At 61.8% G+C, this 18,432-nt stretch carries 17 protein-coding genes; 10 read left to right on the top strand and 7 right to left on the bottom strand.

The window, feature by feature from the left end; genetic code table 11:
- The first annotated feature begins 12 nt into the window (after positions 1-12).
- The 5 genes from PARACOCCUSGL_RS0107140 to PARACOCCUSGL_RS0107120 all read left to right on the top strand — a co-directional run bounded on the left by PARACOCCUSGL_RS0107140 (position 13) and on the right by PARACOCCUSGL_RS0107120 (position 5,894).
- Positions 13-1,383, top strand: a complete 1,371-nt coding sequence (locus tag PARACOCCUSGL_RS0107140; protein ID WP_010394689.1) for a UbiD family decarboxylase — start codon at positions 13-15, stop codon at positions 1,381-1,383.
- Positions 1,380-1,976 (top strand): UbiX family flavin prenyltransferase, encoded by a 597-nt coding sequence (locus PARACOCCUSGL_RS0107135; protein WP_010394686.1) that lies wholly within the window; start codon positions 1,380-1,382, stop codon positions 1,974-1,976. The genes PARACOCCUSGL_RS0107140 and PARACOCCUSGL_RS0107135 overlap by 4 nt, the downstream gene beginning before the upstream one ends.
- Positions 1,977-1,997: 21 nt before the next feature.
- Positions 1,998-3,023 (top strand): GTP-binding protein, encoded by a 1,026-nt coding sequence (locus PARACOCCUSGL_RS0107130; RefSeq protein ID WP_010394683.1) that lies wholly within the window; start codon positions 1,998-2,000, stop codon positions 3,021-3,023.
- 111 nt (positions 3,024-3,134) lie between these two features.
- On the top strand, positions 3,135-4,502 hold the full coding sequence (locus tag PARACOCCUSGL_RS0107125) for a nucleobase:cation symporter-2 family protein (protein WP_010394681.1): 1,368 nt from the start codon (positions 3,135-3,137) through the stop codon (positions 4,500-4,502).
- Positions 4,503-4,664: 162 nt separating this feature from the next.
- The gene (locus PARACOCCUSGL_RS0107120) at positions 4,665-5,894 is read left to right on the top strand and encodes an amidohydrolase family protein (RefSeq protein ID WP_202796776.1); all 1,230 of its coding nucleotides are present in this window, start codon (positions 4,665-4,667) and stop codon (positions 5,892-5,894) included.
- Here the strand turns inward: PARACOCCUSGL_RS0107120 and PARACOCCUSGL_RS21205 are convergent.
- Complete coding sequence (locus PARACOCCUSGL_RS21205) at positions 5,891-6,448, bottom strand: NTP transferase domain-containing protein (RefSeq protein ID WP_010394677.1); 558 nt, start codon at positions 6,446-6,448, stop codon at positions 5,891-5,893. The two genes, PARACOCCUSGL_RS0107120 and PARACOCCUSGL_RS21205, sit on opposite strands and share 4 nt — an antisense overlap.
- On the bottom strand, positions 6,445-7,401 hold the full coding sequence (locus PARACOCCUSGL_RS0107110) for an XdhC family protein (protein ID WP_237701493.1): 957 nt from the start codon (positions 7,399-7,401) through the stop codon (positions 6,445-6,447). Before PARACOCCUSGL_RS0107110 ends, PARACOCCUSGL_RS21205 begins: the two co-directional genes overlap by 4 nt.
- 129 nt (positions 7,402-7,530) lie before the next feature.
- Between PARACOCCUSGL_RS0107110 and PARACOCCUSGL_RS20365 the strand changes: the two genes are divergently transcribed.
- The 4 genes from PARACOCCUSGL_RS20365 (at position 7,531) to PARACOCCUSGL_RS0107090 (ending at position 11,995) form a co-directional block, all read left to right on the top strand.
- Positions 7,531-8,253 carry a GntR family transcriptional regulator gene (locus PARACOCCUSGL_RS20365; protein ID WP_010394673.1) on the top strand — a complete coding sequence of 241 codons (723 nt, stop codon included), beginning with the start codon at positions 7,531-7,533 and terminating at the stop codon, positions 8,251-8,253.
- A gap of 76 nt (positions 8,254-8,329) precedes the next feature.
- Entirely contained in the window at positions 8,330-9,193 is an 864-nt protein-coding gene (locus PARACOCCUSGL_RS0107100) for a xanthine dehydrogenase family protein subunit M (protein WP_029371712.1), read from the top strand.
- Positions 9,190-9,690 (top strand): (2Fe-2S)-binding protein, encoded by a 501-nt coding sequence (locus tag PARACOCCUSGL_RS0107095; protein WP_010394669.1) that lies wholly within the window; start codon positions 9,190-9,192, stop codon positions 9,688-9,690. Before PARACOCCUSGL_RS0107100 ends, PARACOCCUSGL_RS0107095 begins: the two co-directional genes overlap by 4 nt.
- Before the next feature lies 1 nt (position 9,691).
- Complete coding sequence (locus tag PARACOCCUSGL_RS0107090) at positions 9,692-11,995, top strand: xanthine dehydrogenase family protein molybdopterin-binding subunit (RefSeq protein WP_010394667.1); 2,304 nt, start codon at positions 9,692-9,694, stop codon at positions 11,993-11,995.
- Positions 11,996-12,040: 45 nt separating this feature from the next.
- Here PARACOCCUSGL_RS0107090 and PARACOCCUSGL_RS0107085 read toward each other — a convergent pair whose 3' ends face one another.
- Positions 12,041-12,979, bottom strand: coding sequence for a LysR family transcriptional regulator (locus PARACOCCUSGL_RS0107085; protein WP_010394665.1), 939 nt, complete (start codon positions 12,977-12,979; stop codon positions 12,041-12,043).
- 253 nt (positions 12,980-13,232) lie between these two features.
- On the opposite strand from PARACOCCUSGL_RS0107085, the gene PARACOCCUSGL_RS0107080 reads away from it, so the two are divergent.
- A complete protein-coding gene (locus PARACOCCUSGL_RS0107080) occupies positions 13,233-14,561 on the top strand; it encodes a nucleobase:cation symporter-2 family protein (protein ID WP_050804173.1) in 1,329 nt (442 codons plus the stop codon).
- A gap of 157 nt (positions 14,562-14,718) precedes the next feature.
- On the opposite strand, the gene PARACOCCUSGL_RS0107075 is transcribed toward PARACOCCUSGL_RS0107080, so the two are convergent.
- From PARACOCCUSGL_RS0107075 to cyoB, 4 genes are read right to left on the bottom strand one after another with little or no spacing between them, the layout of a single operon-like run.
- A complete protein-coding gene (locus tag PARACOCCUSGL_RS0107075) occupies positions 14,719-15,408 on the bottom strand; it encodes an SURF1 family protein (RefSeq protein WP_010394661.1) in 690 nt (229 codons plus the stop codon).
- Positions 15,405-15,788, bottom strand: a complete 384-nt coding sequence (cyoD, locus tag PARACOCCUSGL_RS0107070) for a cytochrome o ubiquinol oxidase subunit IV (protein ID WP_010394659.1) — start codon at positions 15,786-15,788, stop codon at positions 15,405-15,407. The genes PARACOCCUSGL_RS0107075 and cyoD overlap by 4 nt, the downstream gene beginning before the upstream one ends.
- Entirely contained in the window at positions 15,788-16,417 is a 630-nt protein-coding gene (gene cyoC, locus PARACOCCUSGL_RS0107065) for a cytochrome o ubiquinol oxidase subunit III (RefSeq protein ID WP_010394657.1), read from the bottom strand. Before cyoC ends, cyoD begins: the two co-directional genes overlap by 1 nt.
- A gap of 3 nt (positions 16,418-16,420) precedes the next feature.
- Complete coding sequence (gene cyoB, locus PARACOCCUSGL_RS0107060) at positions 16,421-18,427, bottom strand: cytochrome o ubiquinol oxidase subunit I (RefSeq protein WP_010394655.1); 2,007 nt, start codon at positions 18,425-18,427, stop codon at positions 16,421-16,423.
- Between the last annotated feature and the right edge of the window lie 5 nt (positions 18,428-18,432).

The following is an 18,432-nucleotide window of genomic DNA, read 5'->3' as shown; positions in this document are numbered from 1 at the left end:
GGGAAAGCGAACATGAGCCAGAATCAGGATTTCCAAAGCTTTGCCCGCGAGTATCGGGCGCGTTTTCCGCAGGATGTGCTGCATGTGCCTTCTGCCCTTACAGACGGGCAGGACGTGACCGCGCTGGTCGAGGCATTGGCACGGCAAGGCCGTTCACCGATGCTGTTCTGCGATCGGGTGCCGGGCAGTGACTGGCCCCTGGTCACCAACGCCTTTGCCTCGCGCAACCGCATTGCGCGCATTCTTGGAACCGATCCCGACAACCTGCACGCCGAATATCAGCGCCGCGCCAATTCTCCGATCGAACCCGAATATGTGGAAAGCGGTCCGGTGGCGGAAGAGGTTGCCGAAGGCGATGCCGTCGATCTGGGAAACGTGCCAATGATCCGGCATTTCGACAGCGACCGCGGTCCTTACGCGACCAATGCGATCATCGTTGCCTGTGATCCCGAAACCGGGGTGGCGAACCTTAGCTATCATCGCTCGATGCGCCATGCGCGCAATGCGCTGGCAACCAGCCTGCATTCGCGCGGCCATCTGTGGCGCATGTATGAAACAGCGCGCAGCGCCGGACGGCCCTTGCCGGTTGCCATGGTGATCGGGGCGCATCCGCTGTTCATGCTCGCCGCCTCGGCCCGGGTGGCCTATGGGGTCGATGAGCGGGCGATTGCAGGCGCGTTGATGCAAGAGCCGCTGAAACTGCTGGGCACACCCCGGCAAGGGATCGGCGTGCCAGCAGCTGCCGAGTTCGTGCTTGAGGGCCATCTGGACCCCGAAGCCCATGTAGCCGAGGGCCCGTTCGGAGAGTTTTCGGGCTACAGTTCCGACCGTTCCACCAACACCTTGTTCCACGTTACGGCCATAATGCGCAAACGCGCGCCCTGGCTGGTTGATGTGGTGGGCGGAGCGACGGACGAACACCTGAACCTTGCACGCCTGCCGCGCGAGGCCGAGATGTTTGAAAAGCTGAAGGCCCGCTTCCCGGCGGTGACGCGGTTGCATTATCCGACCTCGGGCACGCATTTTCACGCCTATGTGGCGCTGCGCCAAAGCCGCCCCGGCGAGGCGCGACAGGTCATGCTGGGTCTGCTGGGCTGGGACCCCTATCTGAAAACGGTGGTCGCGGTCGATGAGGATATCGACGTCACCCAGGACAGCCAGGTGCTTTGGGCGCTGGCGACGCATTTCCAGCCGCATCGCGACATGTTCACCATCGCTGGCCTGCCGGGCAGCCCGCTGGACCCATCCTCGACCTCTGATGGCACCACATCGCGTCTGGCGCTGGATGCCACGCGCGGACCAGATTTTCACGGCATCCGCGCCACGATCAGCCCCGCAGCGCAAGAACGTGCCCGTGCCCTGATCGCGGGGGGGCAGCCATGAACGCTCATACCATCCCCCGCGGTGAGACGCCTGGGCGCATGGCGGTGGGCATCAGCGGCGCATCGGGCTTTGTCTACGGGGTGCGCCTGCTTGAAATCCTGCGTGATCTGGGGATCGAGACCCATGTCGTTGTCAGCCGCGCCGCCCTTTTGACAATGGTTCATGAAACCGGCTGCAAGCTGTCGGATGTCGAAGCGCGCGCAGATTTCCTGTACCGTTCAGACGATGTCGCGGCGAGCATTTCCAGCGGCTCATTCCGGACCATGGGCATGATTGTCGCGCCCTGTTCGATGAAGACGCTGGCCGAGATCGCGCAGGGGGTAACCTCGGGGCTGATCAGCCGCGCCGCCGAGGTCACGCTGAAAGAGCGTCGCCGGCTTGTGCTGATGACACGCGAGACGCCGCTGACCCGCAGCCATCTGCAAAACATGCTTGCCGTGACCGAGATGGGGGGGATCATCGCCCCTCCGGTCCCGGCTTTTTACGCACGGCCTGCCAGCCTGGACGACATGGTTGATCACACGCTGGGCAGGGTGCTGGACATGTTCGACCTTGATAGCGGCAAGGTCCGGCGCTGGGTCAAGACCCCCTGAATTTCACTTGGGAGAGGAACGATGCAAAAGACGGTCAAGGACAAGATCCCGGTCACGGTGCTGACGGGGTTTCTGGGCTCGGGCAAGACCACCTTGCTGAACCATATCCTGCGCGAAAATCACGGGATGAAGATTGCCGTGATCGAGAATGAGTTTGGCGAGATCGGCATTGATGGCGGGCTGGTGATCGGCAGCACCGAAGAGATCTTTGAGATGACCAACGGCTGCGTCTGCTGCGTGGCCGAGGCGCGTGATGACCTTTTGCGTGTCATCCGTCAGCTTTTGGCGCGGCCCGAACGGCTGGACCGGATCATCATCGAAACCAGCGGTCTGGCCGATCCCTATCCGGTGGCGCAGACTTTTTTCCTTGATGATCCGATCAGGGCAGAGACCAATCTGGACGGGGTGATCGCGCTGGTCGATGTCAAACATATCCTGCGCCATCTGGACGATACCCTTGTCGAGGCGCATGACAATCAGGCGGTGGATCAGATCGTCTGCGCGGACCGTATCGTGCTGAACAAGATCGATCTTGCCGCTGAGGGCGAGATCGCCGAGGTCGAGGCGCGTGTCAGCCGCCTTAATGAGACGGCCGAGATCGTGCGGTCCAGCCATGCCCGGATCGAGCTGGACAAGATCCTGGGACTTGGCGCCTTTGATCGCACCCGCAGACTGGCCGCGGATATCCATCACGACCATGCCCATCATCATGCGGCGCCCTGGGATAAGGACGGCGATCACGAACATGATGCCTCGGTCACCTCGGTCGGGATTGAACTGCCCGGTCACATGGATCCGGCTGCCATGGCCCGCTGGGTGCATGAGATCAGGCAGCAGGACAACAGCGACCTGTTTCGCATGAAGGGCATCTTTTCGATCCAGGGCGACGACTACTGCTATGTTCTGCACGGGGTTCATGACCAGATCGAATTCCGCCCGAACCATCCCTGGGCGGATGAGCCACGCTGCAACAAGATGGTCTTTATCGGTCGCAATCTTGACCGCGCCGCGCTTCAGGCGCGTCTTGCGCAATGCCGCGCTGCCTGAGGAGGCACGAGCAGCACCGGCAGCGACCCGGGGAGGAGATAAGGGTCGCCTGACCGGGGTTGTCCGGCAGAGTGCCGGATAAAGGGGGAAAACCCAAAACAGGGGGGAGAAATGACAACCACAGTACATCCGGCGGATGAAATCCTGCCGGCAAAGAAGATGTTTGCCCTGGCGCTTCAGCATGTCGCCGTGGCCTATGTCGGTTCGGTCGCGGTCCCGTTGATTATCGCCAATGCTCTTGGCTTTACCCGGGAAGATACGATCCTGCTGATCAGCACGACCTTTTTCTGCTCGGGTCTGGCGACGCTGGTGCAGACGGTGGGGTTTTGGCGCTTTGGGGTGCGGTTACCGATCATGACCGGGGTGGCCTTCAGCAGCGTCTCGGCAATCATCGCGATCGGGACCATGCCGGGCGTTGGTATCTCGGGTATCTGCGGCGCGGTGATCCTTGGCGGGTTGTTTATCGTCCTGATCGCGCCTTTGGCTGGCCGATTGCGGCGCTTTTTCCCGCCGGTGGTGACGGGCTGCATCGTCACGGCCATTGGCATGCAGTTGCTGCCAGTCGCCTATCAATGGGCTGGCGGCGGGAAAAATCACGAGAACTTTGGCGACCCGGTGTTTCTGTGCATCGCGCTGCTTGTGCTGACGGTGATCCTGATGCTGAACCGGCTGGGCTCACCTTTGATGCGCAATCTGGCGGTGCTTGTGGGCATGGGGGTCGGCGCGGCGGTCGCGTGGCTTTTGGGGTTGGGTAACATGGACCCGGTCCGCGAAGCGCCATGGGTGGTCTTGCCGATGCCGTTTCAGTTCGGCCTGCCGCAATTCGGGCTGCTGCCCTTTCTTACCATCACCATCGTCATGATCGTGCAGGCGGTCGAATCCATGGGCCTGTTCATTTCGATTGGCGATATGGTCGACCGGCAGGTGACGCCGCGGCAGGTTTCGGACGGAGTGCGCGCCAATGGCCTGTCCAGTGCGGTCGGAGGTATATTCGCCGGGTTCCCCGTCATCACGCATATGGAAAATATCGGGCTGGTCATCCTCAGCGGCGTGCGCAGCCGTTGGGTCGTGGCGCTTTGTGGGCTGATGCTTTGCGTCTTTTCCTTTTTTCCAAAGTTCGGCGCTTTGCTTGCCGCGGTTCCGGCCCCGGCACTTGGCGGGGCGGCCATGGCGATGTTTGGCATCGTTGCTGCGGCGGGGATTCAGGCGCTTGCCAAGGTCGACTATGCGAACAACCGCTATAACCTGATGATCGTGGCGCTGACGCTGTCGATTGCGCTGATCCCGATCATGGCGCCGAACCTGTTCAGCCAGCTGCCTGATTGGATGAGGACGGTCCTGCACAGCAGCGTGGTCATCGCCTGTCTTGTGTCTGTGACGCTGAATCTGGTCCTGAACGGGGCGGGTGATGATCAGGGCGATGATGTTCATCTGCCGGCTGGTCCGGCCCCGATCACTCCGATTCAGGCCGAGGCCTGAGAACGTTCCGAACTTTGGCCGCGGGGCCCGGCCTTGCGGTTTCGCGACTGACCATGCAACCCGACAGGGGCACGCCCCTTTTCGCCAGAGCTGAGGATGACGATGAACCAGATGCAAAAGGAACCCGCCCGCTCTGCGGTGCTGATCGGGGGAGGCATCCCCATGACGAAGACCGCGTCTGCAAGCCCGGCCGATGTGCTGATCGGTTCTGACGGTCGCATCGCCGCAATTGGGGACCGGATTGACCCACCCGAGGGCTGTCAGATCATCAAGGCCGATGGCTGCCTGATCCTGCCCGGCTTTGTCGATGCGCATCAGCATCTCGACAAGACCGGGGTGCTGCGGTTTGCGCCTAACCCTTCGGGAACGCTTCAGGGCGCGCGGGATGCCTTTGCGCTATATGCCCGCAATGCCCCGCCCGAGGATATTCTGAACCGCGCGTCCCTGACGATCGCGCAATGCCTGTCGCAAGGCACGACCGCAATCCGCAGCCATGTGAACGTCGACAAGGATGCCGGTTTCAACGGGATGGAGGCGCTGGTGCAGTTGCGGCGGGACTGGGCCGACCGGGTGCGTCTGCAGCTTGTCGCCTTCATGACCCCGCATCCGCGGCAGGATCTGGACTGGCTGCGCGCCAATATCGACCGCGCTGTCGAGCAGGGCGACGCCGTCGGCGGGACGCCAGCGGTGGCCGAGGATCCCGATACCTATCTGGACATCATTTTTCAGGCCGCAGCGCAGCATGGTCGCCCGGTCGATCTGCATATGGATGAGCATCTGAACGCCTCGCGCCAGCTGTTTCCCAAAGTGTTTGAACGGGTGCGGCGCTTTGGCATGCAGGGCAGGACGGTGCTGAGCCACTGCTCGGTGCTAAGCGCCATGCCCCGGGCCGGGTTCGAGGCGGTGATGGCCGAAATCCGCGACCTTGGCATTGGTGTCATCACCCTGCCTGCTGCGAACCTTTACCTTCAGGGCCGGGACAGCGACATCTTGCCGCCGCGTGGTCTGACCCGTGTGGCAGAGCTGGCGCGGGCGGGCATTCCCATCGCGACCGCTTCGGACAATATTCAGGACCCCTTCGTTCCGACCGGATCGGGCGACATGCTTGAGATAGCGCGCTGGACGCTGCTGGCCGGGCATCTCAAAGGGGATGAGCTGGAGCTCGCCTATCGCATGATTACCGGGATTCCGGCGCGGCTGATGGGGCTAGATGATCATGGTCTGCGCATTGGGGCGCGCGCCGATCTGGTGATCGCACGCAGCGCGGATATTGCCTCGCTGGTTGCCGGTGGTGCGACCGAAATGCAGGTTCTGGCTGCTGGCAGACTGGTTTCGGAAAGCACCCGGGCCTTGAGCCTATGGCATGTAATGCCTGACCCCGCACCCTGCTAGCAAGGCTGCGGGCCGCGCAAATCCTTGGGGCGGTCAATGTCATGCGCGGTTGCGGCGTCTATCGCAATAAGCCGCTCTGGCGGAATTGTCGCGATAATATGCCGCGCGCCATGATCGCCTGTCGGGGCGGCCCGGGCTGCCGCGAAATCCGATGCCGCGACATAGGCGGGCGGCATCGGACGGCCTGCGGAAATGCAGGCCGCACTGTGGGTATGCCCGGAAAGCTGATGCAAAAGGGCGGTATCTACGTTCGGCATGTCGCCCAGACAAATCAGTAGCCCCTCGGCACCAGCCTCGCTTGCGTATCCAAGTGCCCTGCCAAAGGAATGCGACATGGGCAGGCCGGGCGGCACAGGCAGCAAATGAAAACCCGTCAGCCGGTCGCCCACCTGTGGCGAGGACACAACCGCGATCAGCTGGTCGCATCCGGCCGCCCTCAGGGCCTCTGCCGCCCAGTCCACCAAGGGGCGGCCGCGCCAAAGCGCCAGTAACTTGTCCTCGCTGCCAAAGCGCTGCGATTGACCGGCCGCGAGCAGGCTGCCAACCCGGGTCATGCCGGGGCTCCGGCGGTAACATCCTGCGTGCCCGCGACCATCAGCACTTCGGCAAGTACCGAGACCGCAAGCTGGCGGGGATCACGGGATGAAGGGATCAGCCCGATAGGGCCGCGCACACGCTGGCGTTGCTTGATCGGTATTCCCATGGAGGTCAGCCTTTCCAGCCGGTCCGCCTGCGTCCGGCGGCTGCCTTGGGCGCCGATGTAAAAAGCCGGACCGGACAGAAGCGCGCGCAGAATCTCGGGTTCGTAGTCATGGTCATGATAGAATAGCAGGGCTGCGCAACGATCGTCAGGCAATAGCTCTGCCATGTCAGGCAAAGGGCCAAGCCGCCGGGTCATGCACCCCATGGCCTGCGCCATGTCGAGGCTGCGATCCTCATGCGACAGCAACACATGCCGGAACCCAAGCGAGCGGACCAGATCAGCAAAGACCGCTGCTTCGGCGCCGGCACCAAAGATGACAAAGCGCAGCGGCGGGCGAAAGGTCAGGCGAAACCCCGCATTTGCGCCAAGCTCCAGCGTTCCCACCTTGGTCACCGTCAGGGTGGTGACCTGTCGCGCCGCCATGCGCCGGGCCAGGGTTTCCAGCGGCGCGAGATCATGCAGGGGAAACAGCATAACCTCGATTCCCCCGCCACAGGGCAGCCGCAGATCCATGAAGGGTGAGCCCTGCCCATAGCGCAGCCGCCGTGCGATGCCACTTTGGCGCACCTTTTGCGCGTGCAGCACCAGGTCGGCCTCGATACAGCCCGAACTCAGGGCACCAGCGGTTCGTCCATCCGCTGCGATTGCCATGGCTGCGCCGCGGGTCTTGTAAGCCGGGCCGATGGTTTGGGTCAGAACGGCCATGACGGTTCCGGGGCCGAACTCCAGTGCTGCAAGCCAGGGGTCCAGCAGGGCAGGGTGCTGGTCGCGCACCGGAATGGAAATGTGGAAATCCTGAATCACGAAGCCTCCCAACGGGTTGTCTTAAAGCTTCGCTCGACTGCCTGGGCCGTGAAGAGCGGGATTTAATAGATTGTTGACAATTTATCGGCATCGCCGCAAGCTAAAAATTGTCAACAATCTGGAATCGTCATGAGTCAGACCCCAACCCAGACCTTGCCCGACACTGATCCCGGCCTGAGCAAAAGCGGCCTTGATGCCGAAGAGCGCGTGGTCCGGCTGGTCATGGAGGGCATCGGCCAGCATCGCATCCCGCCCGGACACAGGCTTGTCGAACGTGAATTGACCGAGGGTGCACATGCCAATCGTCAGGCGGTGCGCAATGCGCTGCTGCGCCTGTCTCAGGCCGGTCTGGTGCAGCTGACTCCCAATCGCGGGGCGACTGTCATGCAATGCACACCTGACATGACCCGACAGATCATGCAGGCCCGGATCATTAACGAGGGTGCCGCCCTGCGGATGCTTGCCCCCCGGCTTGATGAGGCAGGATCAGGGCGGTTGCAGCAGATCCTGCGTAATGAAGCCTCGGCTTATGACGAGGGGCGCATTAGCGAGGCGCGCCACTTTTCGCGCCAGTTCCACATCGCCTTTACCGAAATGGCCGGTAACGAAATGATCGCCCGCTTCATGCGTGAATTGATCGCCTGCCAGCCGCTGCTTGCGGCCTGGGACCGGGACCGGCCGTCCAGTTTTTCGGGCGTGATCGCCCATACCAAGACGCTGGCAGCCTTGCAGCGCGGCGACGGAGCCGAGGCCGAGGCCGCCAACACCGAACTGCTATGCGCGCTGGAACGTGAGTTTCTGCGCGAATCGGCAGAACGCGATGTCGGAGGGAGGGCCCGCGGCACGCAATAGAAACGTCCCGGCGTAGCCCCGATCGGTAAGCGGCCAGGCAAAAGAATCGTCGCTTGAATAGCCAGAGGAGGGTGAATTGCGCAGATTCGAGTACCACGAGCCAACATCACTGAAGGAAGCCTCGCAACTGCTGACGTCCCTGGGGGAGGGGGCGTATTTTCTGGCAGGAGGCACCGATTTGTTCGTCGAGATCCGCGAGCGGCTGCGCCAGGTGCGCCATCTTGTGAACATCAAACGGGTGCCGGGGCTGGACCAGATCGAATGGTCCGACCAAACCGGGTTGCGCTTTGGCGCGCAGGTGACGGCCGGGCAGCTGGAGGCCTCGGGCTATCTGAACGGCCGCTATCCCAACCTGCGGGCCGCGCTTAAGGCCCTGGCCTCGATTCAGGTCAGAAACCGGGCGACGGTGGTCGGCAATGTCTGCCGGGCCTCGCCCTCGGCCGATACGATCCCGCCGTTGATCGCCGATGGTGCCGTGATCGAGACTTATCGTCCCGGGGGCGGTCGGCATATTCCGCTGGCCGAATTCTTTGCAGGCCCCGGTCGTACGGTGCTGGAACCGGGCGAAATCGTAATCGCCGTGACCGTGCCGCCGCCCGCGCAGGGCAGCCATCGAGCCTATCTTAAACATGGCCGGCGCAAGGCTATGGAGCTTGCCACCGTCGGTGTGGCGGTCAGCCTTGAGGTCGAAGACGGGCTTTGCACAGGCGCTCGCGTCGCGCTTGGTGCGGTTGGTCCGGTGGTGCTGCGTGCCCCACAAACCGAGGCAATACTTGTCGGCTCGCGTCTGGATGCCGCCGTTCTGAACGCAGCGGCAGAACAGGCGATGCAGGAATGCACGCCAATCAGCAATGTCCGCGCTTCGGCCGAATATCGGCGCGAGATGGTGGGGGTCCTGACCCGCCGCGCGGTGATGCTTGCCTTGGAGGAAGCGGCATGAACAAGATTCATCTGGAAATTACCGTAAATGGCGAAGCGCGCAGCATGATGGTCGAAGGTCATCGCTCGCTTCTGGATGCGCTGCGCGAAGAGGCTGGGCTGACCGGCACCAAGAAGGGTTGCGATGTCGGCGACTGCGGTGCCTGCACGGTCATCGTCGATGGGCGGCCCGTTAATGCCTGCCTGATGCTGGCAGTCGAGGCGCAGGGTGCAGAAATCCTGACCATCGAGGGGTTGCAGCCCGATCCCGATACGCTGCACCCCCTGCAAGAGGCGTTCATGGAGCACGGGGCGTCGCAATGCGGCTTTTGCTCTCCGGGCATTCTGATCATGGCAAAATGCCTGCTGGATCGTAATCCCCTGCCCAGCGACGAAGAAATCCGCTTTGGCCTCTCGGGCAATATCTGCCGGTGTACCGGCTATACCAAGATATTTGATGCCATTCGCACGGCGGGCCGCCGCATGGCCGCCGCCAGGGCCCAGTCGGTGGAGGCCTGAGATGACGAAGCATGAATTCCGCATTGTCGGCAAAAGCGTCAAACGTCAGGACGTCATTGAAAAGATCACCGGCGAGGGCCGATACACCGGCGACTATCACCTGCCGGGCCTGCTGTCTGGCAAGATCAAGCGCGCCGAGATCGCACATGCCCGGATCCGTCGGATCGACGTGTCACGGGCGCTGGCCTATCCCGGTGTCAAGGCGGTGCTGACCCATCACGACGTACCACGCGTGCTGCATTACGGCTCGCCGCATCCACGTTCGGCGTCCTGTACGATGGACCAGTATATCCTTGATGACCGCGTGCGGTTCTGGGGCGAGGGGATCGCCGCTGTCGCCGCGGTCAGCGAGGAAATCGCCGATGAGGCGCTGGATCTGATCGAGGTGGAATACGAGCCGCTGCCCGCCATTCTGGATATAGACGCCGCGCAGGCCCCCGATGCACCGCTGATCCATGACGTCGGCCCCGGCGGCAATCTGGTGATCCCGCCTGTCCATATCGAACGGGGCGATGTCGAAAAGGGCTTTGCCGAGGCCGATCTGATCCTTGAGGGAGAGTTCTCGGGCGGTCGTCCCGTGCCAACCTATATGGAGCCGAATGTCTGCATCGCAGACTGGGATGGCAGCAACAAGCTGACCTTCTGGACCTCGACCCAGACCTCATTCATGGTGCGGGGGGCGTTGGCCGAGGTGCTTGGCCTGCCGCTGAACAAGGTACGGGTGCTCGTTGATCATATGGGCGGCGGTTTTGGGGCCAAACAGGACCTGTTCCAGCATGAATTCCTATGTGCGCTGCTGGCAAAGAAATGCCGTCGCCCGGTCAAGATGGAGTTCACCCGGCGCGAGACCTTTCTTGCCGGGCGGTCGCGCCATCCCTTCCGGCTGTGGCTCAGGCAGGGTTTTCGCAAAGATGGTACGCTGACCGCGCGTGAGATGAAGATCGTCTATGAATCCGGTGCCTATGGATCGCACAGTCCCGGCGTCACCAATGTCGGCACTGCCTCGGCCACCTCGCTTTATCGCTGCGAAAATGTGCGGCTGGATGGGCGCGCGGTCTATACCAACACGCCGATTGCCGGGGCGTATCGCGGCTATGGCGTGGTACAGACCTATTTCGCCATCGACATCCAGATGGATGAGGCGGCCGAAAAGCTGGGTATCGACCCGGCCGGGATCCGTTTGCGCAATGCTGTACGCGAAGGTGATATCGCACCCTCTGGCCATCCTGTCGTCGGATATGGGCTGGAGGCCTGTATCCGGCACGGCATCCGTGCCTTTGACTGGGCGGGCAAGCGCGCGGCTGACCGTCACGATCCCGCCAACCCCGCGATCCGCAAGGGCTGGGGCATCGGCTGCGAGATGCACGGCTCATCTGCCTATCAGGGCATTAAAGAGCAGGGCAACGCCATTGTCCGTATGAATGAGGACGGCAGCGTTACCCTGCTGACCGGGGCGGCGGGGCTGGGGACCGGTGCCCATACCGCGCTGGCCCAGATCGTTGCCGAAGAGCTGGGCGTGCCCTTTGAGACGGTCTCGGTCGTGCATGGCGATACGGATGTGGTGCCCTGGGATATCGGTGCATTTGCCAGCCACACCACCTATCTGGTCGGCTCGGCGGCAAAAATGGCTGCGGCCGAGCTGCGTCAGCGTGTACTGGCACGCGCGGCCGAAAAGCTGCAGGAAAAGCCCGGGCATCTGGAGATGGTCGAGGGGGTGATCTTGGTCCAGGGGCAGCCTGACCGCAGCATCACCGTGGCTGAGGCAATGGGCCCGTCGCGCGGTATTCCGGCCGAGCATCTGGTTGCCTCGGGCAGCTATATGCCGACCAAGTCCTACTCGTTTGCGGCGCATTTCGTTGAGGTTGCGGTAGATACCGAAACCGGAATCATCGAATGCCGCAAGGTGATGCCCGTCCATGACGTAGGCCGCGTCATCCATCCCGTCGCAGCGCAGGGGCAGATCGAGGGCGGTATCCAGCAAGGCATCGGCCATACCCTGACCGAGGATTATGTGATCGACCGGGCGACCGGCCGGTCACTGAATGCCGGTCTGGTCGATTACAAGATGCCGCTGTCGATGGATATGCCGGATATCGAAACTGTAATCCTTGAGGCCGCGCCCGATCCTGGGGGGCCATGGGGCGCCAAAGGGGTAGGCGAGGACCCGATCATTGCCATTGGCCCGGCCATTGCCAATGCCGTTTACGACGCCATCGGCGTGCGCTTTCACCACTATCCGATCACGCCCGAGGATGTGCTGAATGGCCTGCGTCGCAAGGCCGCTGAAAGTTCCGCACGGGACTAAGGCGCACGGCCAGGCTACTGCCCCCCGCCCGATTGGCGGCGGGGGTCACTGACCCGATCCGGTCCGGCGAAACCCGTTGCGCAGGCTCGATTGCGTCGATCGGTGCAGAAAGTCGCGAAACAGTCGGCAGGCAGGCGACAGCGAATGATCGGCCCGTTGAATAAGCGAGATCTTGCGGGTGATGATCGGCTCGACCGGCATCACCGTGACCAGTCCCATGGATTTCGCCAGAGGATTGACGGCCGAGGTCATCACCGCGATGCCAAGCCCCGCCTCGACCATGCCGATGATTGTCAGCGGCAACGAGACATCCTGAAACGAACGGTGCAGCGTCAGGTTCACCTGGACACGCGCCAGCTCGGCCCGCAGCCGTTCGCGGATGGGGTTGCCCCGCTGCGGGCCGATCAGTGTTTCGGCTTCAAGATCTTTCCAGCGCAGCCCGCGCCGTTGGGCCAGAGGGTGCTCCGGCGGCATGACAACCAGAAAGGAATCGGTGGTCAGCTCCAGCCCAAGAACCTCGCTGTCCCGATCCGGAACGGTGCCAAGACCCAGATCGACCTGGCCGGATTTGACCATATCGACCACCGCCCGTTCCGACACATCGTGCATGGTCACGTCGATATTCGGGTATCTGTCGCGAAAGCTGCGGATAAGGCGCGGCAGCATCAGTGCTGCCTGCAAGGTGCCAGCGGCGATGCTGACCCGGCCCCGGCTGAAATTGTTCAGATCACGGGCATTTTCAACCAGACGATCCAGATCTCCGACGGCCTGACGCGCCACGGCCAGTGCCTCGGCACCAGCCTGGGTCAGCCGCAGCAATCGTGTGTGGCGATCAAACAGCCGCAGGCCAAGGTTTTGCTCAAGCTGGCTGATCAGGGTGCTGACCGCGGATTGCGACAGCCCCAGCCGTTCCGCTGCCCGCGTGAACTGTCCGCTTTCCGCGACGGCGACAAAGGCCCGGAACTGCTTGAGCGTGGGTTCCATGCGATCCCTCCATCTCAATTCATAGAAAGATCATATGAACAAAGTCAATTGTGCCGATTGATAAATGAATTGTCGTCGGCCCAAGATGAAGTGCATGCGCAAAAGACATGCCGACCAAGCCAGCAGACAGGGAGACGAAACCATGAGTGGCACACTCGATATGAGAAACTCTGCATGGGACGGGGAGGAGGCGGCCGCGCCAGTTGCTGTGTCCCGGGAAGGGGCAGCGGCCTTTGATCCGATTGAAGAAAAAATGCCCGTTCCCAAGCTTGTGGCGCTGGGGCTGCAGCATGTTCTGGTGATGTATGCGGGTGCGGTGGCGGTGCCGTTGCTGATCGGAAATTCGCTGGGGCTGAGCAAGGAACAGGTGGCGCTGCTGATCAGCGCCGATCTGTTCTGCTGCGGCGTCGTGACGATGATCCAGTGTCTGGGCCTGTGGAAATTTGGTGCCCGGCTGCCGATCATGATGGGGATCAGCTTTACCGCCGTCCCGGTGATCATCGCCACCGGCAGCGATCCCGATGTGGGCATCCGCGGCGTTTTCGGTGCGGTGATTGCCTCGGGGGTATTTACAGTCTTTGCTGCCTGGTTTTTCAGCAAATGGGTGCGCTTTTTCCCCTCGGTCGTGACTGGCACGGTTATGCTGGTGATCGGTGTTTCATTGATGCGGGTGGGGGTGAACTGGGCTGCGGGCGGCAATCCGACCATCCGCACTGCCGAAGGCGTTGTTCCGAACCCAGCCTATGGCGAACCCTTTGCCATAGCCGTCGCCGGGATCGTGCTTCTGACCATCCTGCTGGTGACCCGGTTCTTTCGCGGATTTTACGCTAATCTTGGCGTGCTGATCGGAATCGGACTGGGCTTTCTGATCTCGATTGCGGCGGGCAAGGTCAGCTTTCAAGGTCTGGCCGAGGCGCACTGGGTCAACTTGGTCACCCCTTTTGCCTTTGGTCTGCCGACCTTTAACCTTTGGGGCACGATTGGGTTAAGCGCCGTGATGATCGTGATGATGATCGAGGCCACCGGTCAGTTTCTTGCCGTGGGTGACATGGCCGGGCAAAAGATCAGCGAAGAGCGTCTGGCGCGCGGACTGCGTACCGATGGTATCGGCAATATCATCGGCGGCATCTTCAATACCTTCACCTACACGACCTATGCGCAGAACGTCGGGCTGTTGCAGATCACGGGCGTGCTTAGCCGCTATGTGGTCGCGGCAGGCGGTGCAATCCTGATCCTGCTGGGCTGCCTGCCCAAGATCGCTTTCATCAGCGCCTCGATCCCCAGCTATGTGATCGGTGGCGCGGCGCTGGTCATGTTCGGAATGGTTTCAGCCACAGGGGTCAAGATCCTGGCGCGGGTCGATTTTGTCGGGAACCGGCGCAATGTCTATATCGTGGCGGTCAGCCTTGCGCTGTCGATGATCCCGGTTGTCGCGCCGACGATGTTTGACAAGATGCCCCATCTGGTCGAGCGGATCTTTCACAGCGGCATTCTGGTCGGGACCTTTTCGGCCCTGCTGCTGAACCTTCTGTTCAATGGCATTCCGGCACGTGGGACCGACCCGGCGGCAGCGGCGCATTGATCGCGCCGGATACCTTTGGCGGGCCGGGATATTCCCGGCCCGTTTTTTGATGGGTTGTGATAGGCTTGGTATCGCCCGAGCCGTTTCACCGGTTCCGGTGGCTTATGGTTAAGCTGATTGACCGCTAAGCCTGCAATACGACCCTGATGTCGGGGGATCAGGCCCGGCCGCGCCTGCGCAGCCAGATCAGCCCGCCCGCCCATAGCGCCGCTAATGAGAACCAGGTCAGCGCATAGCCAAGATGGCTGTTGCGGAACCTGACCTCGGTCAGCCCGCCGATCGGTTGCGCCTCGTCCCCGCGATCGTCGGCGTCGATGAAATAGGGTGCGACCGGGCCGATGCCCTGTGCGGCGGCGATGGCAGAGGTGTCGCGGGAATACCAGCGTCCGCCGACGGGATCATTGCGGCGCAGGAACCCGCCATTGTTCTGGCTCATCCGCAAAAGCCCGCTGACCGTCACCTGATCCCTGGGCAAGGGGCGGTCGTTGCGGGCGGTCTCGGGGACAAAGCCGCGGTTGATCAACAGATCCCAGCCTTCGGCGGTGCGCATCGGCGTCATGACCCAAAAGCCCGGCCCCCGGGCAGTCACTGCCTTGACCAAAGTGTCGCTGTCGGCGCGATAGTTGCCGCTGACCGTCACCCGGCGGTATTCGGCATCGCGCGGATCAAGCCCAGCCCAATCCGCTGGTCCGGGGGCGGGGACGGGATCGGCTGCCAGCCGTGCCTCAACCCGGGCGATGAGATCGGTTTTCCACGCCAGCCGCTGGACCTGCCAGACCCCAAGCGCGATCAGCGCCAGAAAGACTGCCAGCGCCCCGGCAGCCGCCAGCAGCCGGCGGAAATTCACGAGCCAAAGCCCTGCATCAGCTCATGATCCATCTGCGGCATCATGTTGGTGTTCATGTGATACATGACCCATAGCGAACCGGCGAGCAGGATCACCACCACGACGATGGTGAAGATGGTCGAAAGCATGGTCCAGCCCTCTTCCTGCTTACCGTTCATATGCAGGAAATAAACCATGTGGACGAGGATCTGGGCCACGGCAAAACCCATCACCGTGACGGCGGTCAGCGAGCGGCTTTCAAACCCTCCGGCCATGACCAGACCAAAGGGGATCGCGGTCAGGATCACCGACAGCAGAAAACCCTTGATATAGGCGGCATGGCTGCCGTGGTCGTGGCCGTGATCCTGATGATGCGCGGTATGTGCGTGTTCAGCGGACATCAGATCATCCCCAGAAGATAGACGAAGGTAAAAACGCCGATCCAGATCACGTCGAGGAAATGCCAGAACATCGACAGACAGATCATCCGGCGCTGGTTTTCTGGCCCAAGCCCCCGGCGCGCGATCTGCACCATCAGCGTTATGAGCCAGATCGAACCAAAGGTCACATGCAGCCCGTGCGTGCCGACCAGCGTAAAGAAAGCCGACAGAAAGCCCGAACGCTGCGGTCCGGCCCCCAGGTGGATCATGTGCTGGAATTCGTAAAGCTCGATCCCCAGAAAGCACAGACCAAAGACCAGCGTCACCCCCAGCCAGCGCAGGGTCGCCCCCTGCCTGCCCGCAAACATCGCCAGCATGGCAAAGCCAAAGGTGATCGAGGACAGCAGGAGCATCCCAGTATTGACCGCCACAAGCCCAAGATCGAACAGGTCCTTAGGCCCTGGTCCGGCGGCAAAGCTGGTGCCAAGCACGCCATAGACCGCAAAGAGCACTGCAAACATCAGGCAGTCGCTCATCAGATAGACCCAGAAACCCAGGCTGGTCGAGGCGCCCTCGGGGTGGTGATGGGGTTTAAGCTCCCAATAACGGCCAAGGTTGTCTGTGGTGGTGTCGGTTACAACGTGGCTCATGGTTCAGACCCCCTGCGCAAGCTGGCGCGTCCGGGCATCCTCGGTCGCCTCGATTTCCGGGACCGGGATGTAATAGTCGCGATCATAGTTGAAGGTATGGGCGATCGAGACAGCGATGATGCCAAGAAAGCTCAGGCCCGCCAGCCACCAGATATACCAGACCATCGCCAGCCCGCAGACCGTCGCCAAAGCGGCAAGGATCACGCCGGTGCCGGTGCTTTTCGGCATATGGATCGGCATGAAGCCTGACGTCGGCCGGGTGGCGCCCTGCTGCTTCATCTCCCACCAGGTATCCAGCCCGTGCGAGATCGGGTTGAACGCAAAGTTATAGGCGGGCGGTGGCGACGAGGTCGCCCATTCCAGCGTGCGCCCGTCCCACGGGTCCCCGGTCGGGTCGCGGTATCCGGGGCGGTTGCAGCGCATGATCGAGACGCCTAACTGCACGAACATGGCCAAGATGCCGACGGCGATCAGCACCGCGCCAAGGGCGGCGATGGCAAACCAGATGCGCAGGTCCGGGTCATCAAAGACACGCAGCCTTCGCGTCACGCCCATCAGGCCAAGGATGTACAGCGGCATGAAGGCAAACCAGAAGCCGATGACCCAGAACCAGAATGAGACCTTGCCCCAGAACACATCCAGTTTGAAACCAAAGGCCTTGGGCCACCAGTAATTCACCGCCGCGAAACAGCCAAACAGCACGCCGCCGATGATGACGTTGTGGAAATGCGCAACGAGGAACAGCGAGTTGTGCAGCACGAAATCGGCGGGCGGCACCGCAAGCAGCACCCCGGTCATGCCGCCGATCACAAAGGTCAGCATAAAGGCCAGTGTCCACATCATCGGCAGTTCGAACCGGACGCGGCCGCGATAGATGGTGAACAGCCAGTTAAAGAGCTTGGCCCCCGTCGGGATCGAGATGATCATCGTGGTGATCCCGAAGAACGAGTTCACCGAGGCGCCCGAGCCCATGGTAAAGAAGTGATGCAGCCAGACCAGATAGCTCAGCACCGTGATACAGACGGAGGCATAGACCATCGAGCTGTAGCCAAACAGCCGCTTGCCCGAAAAGGTCGCGGTGATTTCGGAAAACACCCCGAACAGCGGCAGGATGAGGATATAGACCTCGGGGTGGCCCCAGATCCAGATGAGGTTGATATACATCATCGGATTGCCGCCAAGGTCATTGGTAAAGAAGTTGGTGCCGACATAGCGATCCAGCGTCAGCAGGATCAGCGTCATGGTCAGGACCGGGAACGAGGCGACGATCAGGATGTTGGTGCAGAAGGCCGTCCAGGTAAACACCGGCATCCGCATCATCGTCATGCCCGGCGCGCGCATCTTGAGGATCGTCACCAGCAGGTTGATGCCTGAAAGCGTGGTGCCGACCCCCGCGACCTGCAGGCCCCAGATGTAATAATCCACCCCGACCCATGGGCTGTAGCCGATGCCCGACAGCGGCGGAAAGGCCAGCCAGCCGGTCTGTGCGAATTCACCCACAAACAGCGAGGCCATGGTGATGATCGCGCCCCCGACCGTCATCCAGAACGAGAAGTTGTTCAGAAAGGGGAATGAAACGTCACGCGCGCCGATCTGCAGCGGCACGATATAGTTCATCAGCCCTGTGACAAAGGGCATCGCCACGAAAAAGATCATGATGACGCCATGGGCGGTAAAGATCTGGTCGTAGTGATGCGAGTTCAGATAGCCCTCGGATCCGCCAAAGGCCCAGACCTGCTGCAACCGCATCATGATCGCATCGGCAAAGCCGCGCAGGAACATGACCAGCGCAAGGATGATATACATGATGCCGATCTTTTTATGATCGACCGAGGTAAACCACTCTCGCCACAGCCAGCCCCACAGACGGTAGCGGGTCAGGGCTGCAAGCAATGCGACCCCGCCCATCGCTACGACTACAAAGGTGCCCAGGACGATCGGCTCTTTCGGGATCGCATCCCAGTTCAGCCGGCCCAGAAGAAAGGTGGTTTCGTTGGAAAACGTTGCCATGCTTG

It is taken from the genome of Paracoccus sp. TRP, from assembly GCF_000185925.1.
GTDB lineage: Bacteria > Pseudomonadota > Alphaproteobacteria > Rhodobacterales > Rhodobacteraceae > Paracoccus > Paracoccus kondratievae.
This window is presented reverse-complemented; position numbering and strand designations above follow the sequence as displayed.

Coding starts and splice junctions, on each gene's coding strand:
- PARACOCCUSGL_RS0107090 (WP_010394667.1), top strand. CDS start 9,692: ATGACGAAGCATGAATTCCGCATTGTCGGCAAAAGCGTCAAACGTCAG.
- cyoC (WP_010394657.1), bottom strand. CDS start 16,417: ATGAGCCACGTTGTAACCGACACCACCACAGACAACCTTGGCCGTTAT.
- PARACOCCUSGL_RS0107135 (WP_010394686.1), top strand. CDS start 1,380: ATGAACGCTCATACCATCCCCCGCGGTGAGACGCCTGGGCGCATGGCG.
- PARACOCCUSGL_RS21205 (WP_010394677.1), bottom strand. CDS start 6,448: ATGACCCGGGTTGGCAGCCTGCTCGCGGCCGGTCAATCGCAGCGCTTT.
- PARACOCCUSGL_RS20365 (WP_010394673.1), top strand. CDS start 7,531: ATGAGTCAGACCCCAACCCAGACCTTGCCCGACACTGATCCCGGCCTG.
- PARACOCCUSGL_RS0107130 (WP_010394683.1), top strand. CDS start 1,998: ATGCAAAAGACGGTCAAGGACAAGATCCCGGTCACGGTGCTGACGGGG.
- PARACOCCUSGL_RS0107085 (WP_010394665.1), bottom strand. CDS start 12,979: ATGGAACCCACGCTCAAGCAGTTCCGGGCCTTTGTCGCCGTCGCGGAA.
- PARACOCCUSGL_RS0107080 (WP_050804173.1), top strand. CDS start 13,233: ATGCCCGTTCCCAAGCTTGTGGCGCTGGGGCTGCAGCATGTTCTGGTG.
- cyoD (WP_010394659.1), bottom strand. CDS start 15,788: ATGTCCGCTGAACACGCACATACCGCGCATCATCAGGATCACGGCCAC.
- PARACOCCUSGL_RS0107125 (WP_010394681.1), top strand. CDS start 3,135: ATGACAACCACAGTACATCCGGCGGATGAAATCCTGCCGGCAAAGAAG.
- cyoB (WP_010394655.1), bottom strand. CDS start 18,427: ATGGCAACGTTTTCCAACGAAACCACCTTTCTTCTGGGCCGGCTGAAC.
- PARACOCCUSGL_RS0107120 (WP_202796776.1), top strand. CDS start 4,665: ATGACGAAGACCGCGTCTGCAAGCCCGGCCGATGTGCTGATCGGTTCT.
- PARACOCCUSGL_RS0107140 (WP_010394689.1), top strand. CDS start 13: ATGAGCCAGAATCAGGATTTCCAAAGCTTTGCCCGCGAGTATCGGGCG.
- PARACOCCUSGL_RS0107095 (WP_010394669.1), top strand. CDS start 9,190: ATGAACAAGATTCATCTGGAAATTACCGTAAATGGCGAAGCGCGCAGC.